The following is an 8,274-nucleotide window of genomic DNA, read 5'->3' as shown; positions in this document are numbered from 1 at the left end:
TAATAGCCGTAAGAACGGGGAGAGGGAGAACTGCCACCGTCGCTCCGATCTGAAATCACCATACTCCGGAAACGGGCCTCTCGCGCTATTCCTTCACGGCTCCCGTCATGGCCGACACATAATGCTCGACGAAGAAGGCGTAAAGGATCACGAGCGGCAGCGAGCCGACCAGCGCACCGGCCATCAGCGATCCCCATTTGTAAATGTCGCCGTCGACGAACTCATTGACGATCGCGACCGGCACCGTCTTGTTCGGCGTCGATTGCAGGAAGGTGAGCGCATAGATGAACTCGTTCCAGCACAGCGTGAACGAGAAGATGAAGGCCGAGATCAGGCCGGGGATTGCCAAGGGCACGATGATCTTGACCAGGATCTGCCAGCGCGAGGCGCCGTCGATCAGCGCGCACTCTTCGAGCTCATAGGGGATGGTCTTGAAGTACCCCATCAACAGCCAGGTCGAGAACGGAATGAGCAAGGTCGGATAGACCAGGATCAGCGACAGCGGCGAGTCGAACAGGCCGTAGGCCTGGATCACCGAGGCCAGCGGGATGAACAGGATCGACGGCGGCACCAGATAGGCGAAGAAGATCAGGATGCCGACGGTGTCGGCGCCCTTGAACCGCAGCCGCGTGATCGCATAGGCCGCCAGCACGCTGGCCGCGATCGACAGGAAGGTGGCTCCAACGGCCACATACATCGTGTTCCAGAGCCACCTCGGATACTGCGTCTCGAACAGGAGCTTGCTGATGTGCTTGAAGGTCGGATGGACAACCCAGAACGGGTTGAACTTCTCCATGTCGATCAACTGCTCGTCGGGTTTGATCGACGTCAGCACCATCCAGTAGAACGGGAACAGGAGCACCACGAGGATGATGAACAGCGGCAGATAGAGCGTGATCAGGCGGCGCGGCAGCGACTCCAGATAGCTCATGCCCTCGGAGTCGTCGGTCGCGGCCGGCGCCGGTGCTTTCGAATGCAGGGCTGAATCAGTCATTGTTCGATCCTTGCTGCCACTTGCGGCGCTGCATGCCGAACCAGGAAATCGCGATGGCGGCCAGCAGGAACGGGATCATAGCGGTCGCAATCGCCGCGCCCTCGCCCAATCGTCCGGAGATTATGCCGCGCTGATAGCTCAGCGTCGCCATCAGATGCGTCGCATTGACCGGCCCGCCGCGGGTCAGGGCCCAAATCAGCTGGAAGTCGGTGAAGGTGAACAGCACCGAGAACGTCATCACCACGGCGATGATCGGCGTCAGCAGCGGATAGGTGATGTAGCGGAAGCGCTGCCAGTTGGTGGCGCCGTCGAGCGTCGCCGCCTCGTAGAGCGAGGGCGAGACCGTTTGCAGGCCGGCCAGCAGCGTGATCGCCACGAAGGGAACGCCGCGCCAGACATTGGCGAAGATGACGCTGCCGCGGGCCCAGTTGCTGTCGCCGAGGAAGTTGATGTTGTGCTCGATCAGGCCGAGTTTGATCAGCGACCACGAGATGATCGAGAACTGGGCGTCGTAGATCCACCAGAATGCGATCGCCGACAGCACCGTCGGCACGATGAAGGGAATCAGCACGATCGAGCGGATCATTGCCTTGAACGGCATGTGCCGGTTGAGCAGGAGCGCGAGATAAAGGCCGATCGCGAATTTGATGATGCTGGCGACCAGCGTGTAGAGGATCGTGTTGAAGACCGACAGCCAGAAGATCGCGTCGTCCCACAGCCATTGATAGTTCTCGAGGCCGATGAAGACGCCCTCACGGCCGATGCGTTCGTCCGTGAAGCTCATCCAGATACCAAGGCCAAGCGGATAGGCCAGGAACAGGATCAGGAAGGCCGCGGCCGGCAGCATGAACCAAAGCGCCGCCCAGTTGCGGCTCGTGCGCAGCCTCGACCAAAGTGACGGCTCGCCGGCTGCGGCGGCCCGTACCGGCATCGATGTCTGGACAGTACTCATTCCGTCTCCAACTCCTAATCGAAGGCAACGCCCGGCCCCGTGCCCCCACGGCCGAGCGTTGCCCCGATCACCTTCAAACCTGGGCCGGCGCGATGGTCTGCGCCGGCCGTTCGCTTAGCGGAAGATGCGCTTGGCCGCGCGTTCGGCCGAAGCCATCGCGGTCTTCGTATCCTCGCGTCCGGTGCAGTAGTTCGCGTACATGTCGACGAGCACGAAGTCGGCGATCGCCGCCGCCGCGTTCTCGCTCATCTGCGCCTCGCCGGCCGGCGTCGACGCGCTCTGCGCGACGCTGCGGTAAGGCGTCGTCTTGGGATCGGCGGTCCAGACCGGATTCTTGTCGTAGCCGAGGAGGAAGTGGGACAGATAACCCTGCGCCGCTTCGATCCAGGGATTGAACTGGTCCGGCTCCAGCATGAAGGCGGTGAACGCCTTGCAGGTCTGCGGGTACTTCGAGAAGGTGAAGATCAGGATCGGGAAGCCGAGATGCAGCTCGCGCGTCTTGCCGTCGATGCCGGGCGGCAGATGCGCGTGATTCATATCCTCCGCGATCTGCGGATTCTCCTTCTTCGCCGTCACATAGATCGAGATGCCGTTTGTGGTGAGGTGAAGCTGGCCAGCGAGGAACGCCTTGTTGTTGGAGCTGTCGTTCCACGACGCCGTGCCCGGCACGAAGTTCTCGTAGAGGCCCTTGACGTATTCGAGCGACTTCGCGGTCTCCGGTGAGTTGATGACGACCTTGTTGTTCTTGTCGATCATCTTGCCGCCATGGGCCCACAGCGCCCAGTGCAGCCAGCCGTTGGCGTCACCGGAAGCATGGCCCAGCGCCATGCCGGCAGGCGTGCCGTTCTTGTTCATGCCCTTCACGAGGTCGGCGAAGCCGGCGAGATCCTTCGGGAATTCCTTATGGCCAGCCTTCTCGGCCGCGGCAACGCGGTAGTTGACGAGGCCGCCGGTGGCGGCAACGGGAATGCCGATCCATTTGCCGTTGAGCATGCCATAGGCCTTGCCGGAGTCGGTCCAGCCGCCACACTTCTGGCCGAGATAGTCGGCGACATCGGTGACATCAACGCATTTGCTCGGGAACAGGAACGGCAGTGAATAGAGTCCCCAGACCATGTCGAGGCCCTGCCCGGTGTTGGCGGCAACCGACGCCTTGGGCTGGATGTCGTCGTAGGATTCGTTGGAGACGTTGATGGTGACGTTGTTGGCCTTCTGGAAGGCGTCGACGATCTTCATGAAGGCGACGTCTTCGGCTTCGACGAAGCGCTTCCAGCGCAACAGATTGATCTTCGCCCCCGGCTCCGGCTTCCACGGCGAAGTCTGCGCCCAGGCCTTCGCATAGCCCAAGAGCTCGTCGCCCGACATCGTCGCTGCGGCAGCCAAAAGGCCCGCGCCGCCCTTGAGCAGCGAGCGGCGATCGGTGGTAAACTTATTCATTTCAAGTCTTCTCCCTTACTTACTTAATTTTATGGTGTTGTTTGGGCTTGTTAATCCGGCCGCCTAGAGGCGGTGGCCGGTGTCCTTGTCGAACAGATGAGCGGCCGACGCGCGCGGCCGCAAATGGATGCGCTCGCCAGGCTTGACGTCATGTCGCTCGCGGAACACCGCAATGATGTCCTGCGTGCCGATGCGCGACACGATCTGCGTTTCCGAGCCGGTTGGCTCGACGACGACGACCTCGGCCTCGATGCCGTCGCTGGCGAGTTCGAGATGTTCGGGCCGGATGCCGTAGACGACCGGAAGCCCATCGGAGGCGGTAGGCGCCGTCGCCACCGGCAATCTGGCGCCATTCTCGGTCTCGACGTAAATCTGCCCGTTGGATTTCAGGTGCCCGTTCAGGAAATTCATTGCCGGCGAGCCGATGAAACCTGCGACGAACTGGTTGTCGGGCTTGTCATAGAGCTCGAGCGGCGATCCCATCTGCTCGACGATGCCGTCATGCATCACCACGATCTTGTCGGCCATGGTCATGGCCTCGATCTGATCGTGGGTGACGTAGACGGTCGTGGTCTTCAGCCGCTGATGCAGTTCCTTGATCTCGGTGCGCATCGCAACCCGAAGCTTGGCGTCGAGGTTGGACAGCGGCTCGTCGAACAGGAACACCTGGGGATCGCGGACGATGGCGCGCCCCATTGCGACGCGCTGGCGTTGACCGCCCGACAATTGACGGGGAAAGCGCTCCAGGAGCGGCGATAACGCGAGGATTTCGGCAGCCTTCTTGACCCGGGCGGCAATGTCCTGCTGGTTCGCGTTCCTCAATTTCAATGAGAAGCCCATATTTTGGGCAACGGTCATATGCGGGTAGAGCGCGTAGTTCTGGAACACCATCGCGATGTCGCGCTCTTTCGGCTGCACGTTGTTCACCACGCGATTGCCGATCGAGATCGTCCCGGAGGTGATGTTCTCCAGCCCCGCCAACATGCGCAGCAACGTCGACTTGCCGCAGCCGGAGGGGCCGACCAACACCACGAACGCGCCGTCCTCGATCGGAACAGTCACGCCGTGCAGGACTTCAAACCCACCGAACGACTTGCGCACGTCGCTAATCTGCACCGACGCCATTCAATTCCCTCCGATTCTAGCGGCGGTTAGGACCATAAAGGCCCCGCCCGCTCTTCAAGTTGGGTTGCCTCTTAGCAGAATTTTTTCGCGATGTCGTTGGATCAAAGTTGAATATCGCGTGCTCAATCAATTGCGAACAGTCGATCGACGTGCATAAAGTCGCGTCAATGAAACGAGGCTGAGTGCGGTGCAGCATGAGCCGTTGCGCTCGGGGAGAAACAATGAACAAGCCTGTTACACCAGTCACCAAGCGCAAGCTCCGCTCCAGCGAATGGTTCAACAACCCGCACAACCCCGGCATGACCGCGCTCTATCTCGAGCGCTACCTTAATTATGGGCTGACGCGGCAGGAACTGCAGTCCGGCAAACCAATCATCGGCATTGCGCAGACCGGCAACGATCTCTCGCCCTGTAATCGCCATCATCTTGAACTCGCGCACCGGGTGCGTGAGGGCATTCGTGAAGCCGGCGGCATCGCGATGGAGTTTCCGACCCATCCGATCCAGGAGACGGGAAAGCGGCCGACCGCCGCGCTCGACCGCAACCTCGCCTATCTCGGCCTCGTCGAAGTGCTGTTCGGCTATCCGCTCGATGGCGTGGTGCTGACCACCGGCTGCGACAAGACCACGCCCGCCTGCCTGATGGCGGCGGCGACCGTCAACCTGCCTGCGATCGTGCTGTCGGGCGGGCCGATGCTGAACGGCTGGCACAATGGCGTGCGCTCCGGTTCCGGCACAGTGGTCTGGAAGGCGCGTGAGCAACTCGCCGCGGGCGAGATCGACTACGAGGAGTTCATGAACATCGTCGCCTCCTCGGCGCCGTCCGTCGGCCATTGCAACACGATGGGCACCGCCTCGACCATGAACTCGCTGGCCGAAGCGCTCGGCATGTCGCTGCCGGGCTGCGCGGCGATCCCCGCCCCCTATCGCGAGCGCGGCCAGATCTCCTATGAGACCGGAAAGCGCATCGTCGAGATGGTCTGGGAGGACCTGAAGCCCTCCGATATCCTCACCCGCAAGGCGTTCGAGAACTGCATCGTGGTGAATTCGGCGATCGGCGGCTCGACCAACGCGCCGATCCATATCAATGCGCTTGCCCGCCATGTTGGCGTCGAATTGTCGATCGACGACTGGCAGAAATATGGCCATGACGTGCCGCTGCTGGTGAACATGCAGCCGGCCGGCTTCTATCTCGGCGAGGAATATCACCGCGCCGGCGGCGTGCCTTCGGTGGTGCGTGAATTGATGACGCACAAGCGCATCCATGAAGATGCGGTGACCGTCAACGGCCGCAGCATGGGCGAGAACTGCAAGGAAGCGGCCCAGCCCGATGGTGACGTGATCTGGACTTATGACAAGCCGCTGGTGAAGGACGCAGGCTTCCTGGTGCTGCGCGGCAATCTGTTCGATTCCGCGATCATGAAGACCAGCGTGATCTCCAAGGAGTTCCGCGACCGCTATCTCATTAATCCCAGGGACCCGAACGCCTTCGAGGGCCGCGCCATCGTGTTCGAGGGACCGGAGGATTACCACGAGCGGATCGACGATCCCGCGCTCGAGATCGACGAGCACTGCATGCTGTTCATCCGCGGCGCCGGTCCGATCGGCTATCCCGGCGGTGCCGAAGTCGTGAACATGCAGCCGCCGGCGGCGCTGATCAAACGCGGCATCCTGTCCCTGCCCTGCATCGGCGACGGACGCCAATCCGGCACCTCGGGCTCGCCCTCGATCCTCAACGCCTCGCCGGAAGCGGCCGCCGATGGCGGGCTGGCGATCCTGAAGACCGGCGACCGGGTGCGCATCGACCTGAACAAAGGCACGGCCAACATCCTGATCTCGGATGACGAAGTGAAGAAGCGTCACGCCGATTTGAAGGCGAATGGCGGCTTCCGCTATCCGGCGAACCAGACGCCGTGGCAGGAACTCTACCGCGCGACCGTCGGCCAGCAGGCCACCGGCGCCTGCCTCGAACTCGCCACCCGCTATCACGACATCGCCGGCAAAGTCGGGGTGGCCCGGGATAATCATTGACGTGCTGTCATTCCGGGGCGTCGCGAAGCGACGAACCCGGAATCCATTGCGCCACATACGCAAGGGGACAAATGGATTCCGGGCTCACGCTTCGCGTGCCCCGGAATGACGGAGCCAGACGAAGGAGACAACATGTCAGACCGCCTGAAGGGCAAGCGCGCATTCGTCACCGCGGCCGCCGTAGGCATCGGCCGCGCTTGCGCGGTCGCCTTTGCGCGCGAGGGCGCCACCGTGTTCGCGACCGATATCGACGAGGAGAAGCTCGCGCTCCTCAAGCAGGAGGGCGTCACTGAGGTGGCGCGGCTCGACGTGCGCGACACCGCTGCGGTCATGGCGATGGCCAAGCGCGTCGGCAAGACCGACATCCTGCTCAATGCCGCGGGCTTCGTCCATCACGGCACGGTGCTCGATTGCTCCGACGAGGACTGGGATTTCTCCTTCGACCTCAATGTGAAGTCGATGCACCGCACGATCCGCGCCTTCCTGCCCGGCATGCTGGACGCCGGCGGCGGCGCGATCGTGAACATCTCCTCCGCCGCTGGCGTGTTCAAGGCTGCACCGAACCGTTACGTCTATGGCGCGACGAAGGCTGCGGTGGCAGCCCTCACCCGCTCCGTCGCGGCCGACTTCATCTCCAAAGGCATCCGCTGCAACTGCATCTGCCCCGGCACGGTCGAGACGCCCTCGATGCTGCAGCGCGCCGCCGCCGCAGGCCCGCAAGGGCGCGAGATGTTCATCGCCCGCCAGCCGATGGGCCGGCTCGGCACCGCCGAAGAGATCGCCGCACTCGCCATCTATCTCGCCAGCGACGAGAGCGCGTTCACCACCGGCGTCGCGCATGCCATCGACGGCGGCTGGACACTCTAATCTTAAGGAAGGCACACCATGAACGAATACGATCTCACCGGCCGCAGTGCCGTTGTCACCGGCGGCGCGCAGGGGTTTGGGCGCGCGATCACCGAGCGCTTTGTCGCCTCCGGCGCCAAAGTCGCGATCTGGGATCATGACATCGCCCTGGCCGAGAAGACCGCGAAGGAGATTGGCCCGGAAGTGGCCGCATTCAAGGTCGACGTCGCCGATCTGGCCGCGGTGGAGAAGACGCGCGACGAGACGCTGAAAGCGTTCGGCAAGATCGACATCCTCGTCAACAATGCCGGCATCGCCGGCATCAACAAGACCGTGTGGGAGACCGATCTCGAGGAATGGCGCAAGGTGCTGCGCATCAACCTCGACGGTCCCTTCATCTGCTGCAAGGCGATCGTGCCGGCGATGCTCAAGCAGGGCTACGGCCGCATCGTCAACATCGCCTCGATCGCCGGCAAGGAAGGCAATCCCAACGCGGCGCACTATTCGTCGTCCAAGGCCGGCCTGATCGCGCTGACGAAATCGCTCGGCAAGGAACTCGCGCAGCACGACATCCTCGTCAACGCGGTGACGCCGGCGGCGGCGCGTACCGCGATCTTCGACCAGATGACGCAGCAGCATATCGACTTCGTGCTGTCGAAGATCCCGAAGGGCCGCTTCGTGCTGGTGGAAGAGCTCGCCGCGCTGGTCGCCTGGCTGGCGTCGGAGGATTGCGCCTTCTCCACTGGAGCCGTGTTCGACATCTCCGGCGGCCGCGCGACGTATTAATCAGAGCGTTTTCGAGCGAAGTGGATACCGGTTCGCGTGAAGAAAACGCGTCAAAATAAGAATCTAGAACTTCGGTTCTGATTCAGTCAGAACCGAAGTTCTAG

General features: G+C 62.4%; 7 protein-coding genes. 3 read left to right on the top strand and 4 right to left on the bottom strand.

Translation table 11 applies throughout. The features are described from left to right. Window positions 1-85: 85 nt before the first annotated feature. From CWO89_RS37130 to CWO89_RS37115, 4 genes are all read right to left on the bottom strand, one after another. Window positions 86-994, bottom strand: coding sequence for a carbohydrate ABC transporter permease (locus CWO89_RS37130; RefSeq protein ID WP_130583328.1), 909 nt, complete (start codon window positions 992-994; stop codon window positions 86-88). Continuing rightward, on the bottom strand, window positions 987-1,946 hold the full coding sequence (locus tag CWO89_RS37125; RefSeq protein WP_130583327.1) for a carbohydrate ABC transporter permease: 960 nt from the start codon (window positions 1,944-1,946) through the stop codon (window positions 987-989). The genes CWO89_RS37130 and CWO89_RS37125 overlap by 8 nt, the downstream gene beginning before the upstream one ends. 114 nt (window positions 1,947-2,060) lie before the next feature. After that, window positions 2,061-3,383 carry an ABC transporter substrate-binding protein gene (locus CWO89_RS37120; RefSeq protein WP_028164603.1) on the bottom strand — a complete coding sequence of 441 codons (1,323 nt, stop codon included), beginning with the start codon at window positions 3,381-3,383 and terminating at the stop codon, window positions 2,061-2,063. Window positions 3,384-3,446: 63 nt separating this feature from the next. After that, window positions 3,447-4,508, bottom strand: a complete 1,062-nt coding sequence (locus tag CWO89_RS37115; protein ID WP_130583326.1) for an ABC transporter ATP-binding protein — start codon at window positions 4,506-4,508, stop codon at window positions 3,447-3,449. A 221-nt stretch (window positions 4,509-4,729) separates the two neighbouring features. Between CWO89_RS37115 and CWO89_RS37110 the strand changes: the two genes are divergently transcribed. The 3 genes from CWO89_RS37110 to CWO89_RS37100 all read left to right on the top strand — a co-directional run bounded on the left by CWO89_RS37110 (window position 4,730) and on the right by CWO89_RS37100 (window position 8,170). Next, a complete protein-coding gene (locus CWO89_RS37110; protein WP_130583325.1) occupies window positions 4,730-6,538 on the top strand; it encodes an IlvD/Edd family dehydratase in 1,809 nt (602 codons plus the stop codon). A gap of 132 nt (window positions 6,539-6,670) precedes the next feature. Continuing rightward, on the top strand, window positions 6,671-7,405 hold the full coding sequence (locus tag CWO89_RS37105; protein WP_130583324.1) for an SDR family oxidoreductase: 735 nt from the start codon (window positions 6,671-6,673) through the stop codon (window positions 7,403-7,405). 18 nt (window positions 7,406-7,423) lie between these two features. Next, window positions 7,424-8,170 (top strand): SDR family NAD(P)-dependent oxidoreductase, encoded by a 747-nt coding sequence (locus tag CWO89_RS37100; RefSeq protein ID WP_130583323.1) that lies wholly within the window; start codon window positions 7,424-7,426, stop codon window positions 8,168-8,170. The last annotated feature ends 104 nt before the right edge of the window (window positions 8,171-8,274 follow it).

The organism is Bradyrhizobium sp. Leo170 (assembly GCF_004296405.1).
In the GTDB taxonomy this organism is placed as follows: Bacteria; Pseudomonadota; Alphaproteobacteria; order Rhizobiales; family Xanthobacteraceae; genus Bradyrhizobium.
This window is presented reverse-complemented; position numbering and strand designations above follow the sequence as displayed.

Coding starts and splice junctions, on each gene's coding strand:
- CWO89_RS37130 (WP_130583328.1), bottom strand. CDS start 994: ATGACTGATTCAGCCCTGCATTCGAAAGCACCGGCGCCGGCCGCGACC.
- CWO89_RS37125 (WP_130583327.1), bottom strand. CDS start 1,946: ATGAGTACTGTCCAGACATCGATGCCGGTACGGGCCGCCGCAGCCGGC.
- CWO89_RS37120 (WP_028164603.1), bottom strand. CDS start 3,383: ATGAATAAGTTTACCACCGATCGCCGCTCGCTGCTCAAGGGCGGCGCG.
- CWO89_RS37115 (WP_130583326.1), bottom strand. CDS start 4,508: ATGGCGTCGGTGCAGATTAGCGACGTGCGCAAGTCGTTCGGTGGGTTT.
- CWO89_RS37110 (WP_130583325.1), top strand. CDS start 4,730: ATGAACAAGCCTGTTACACCAGTCACCAAGCGCAAGCTCCGCTCCAGC.
- CWO89_RS37105 (WP_130583324.1), top strand. CDS start 6,671: ATGTCAGACCGCCTGAAGGGCAAGCGCGCATTCGTCACCGCGGCCGCC.
- CWO89_RS37100 (WP_130583323.1), top strand. CDS start 7,424: ATGAACGAATACGATCTCACCGGCCGCAGTGCCGTTGTCACCGGCGGC.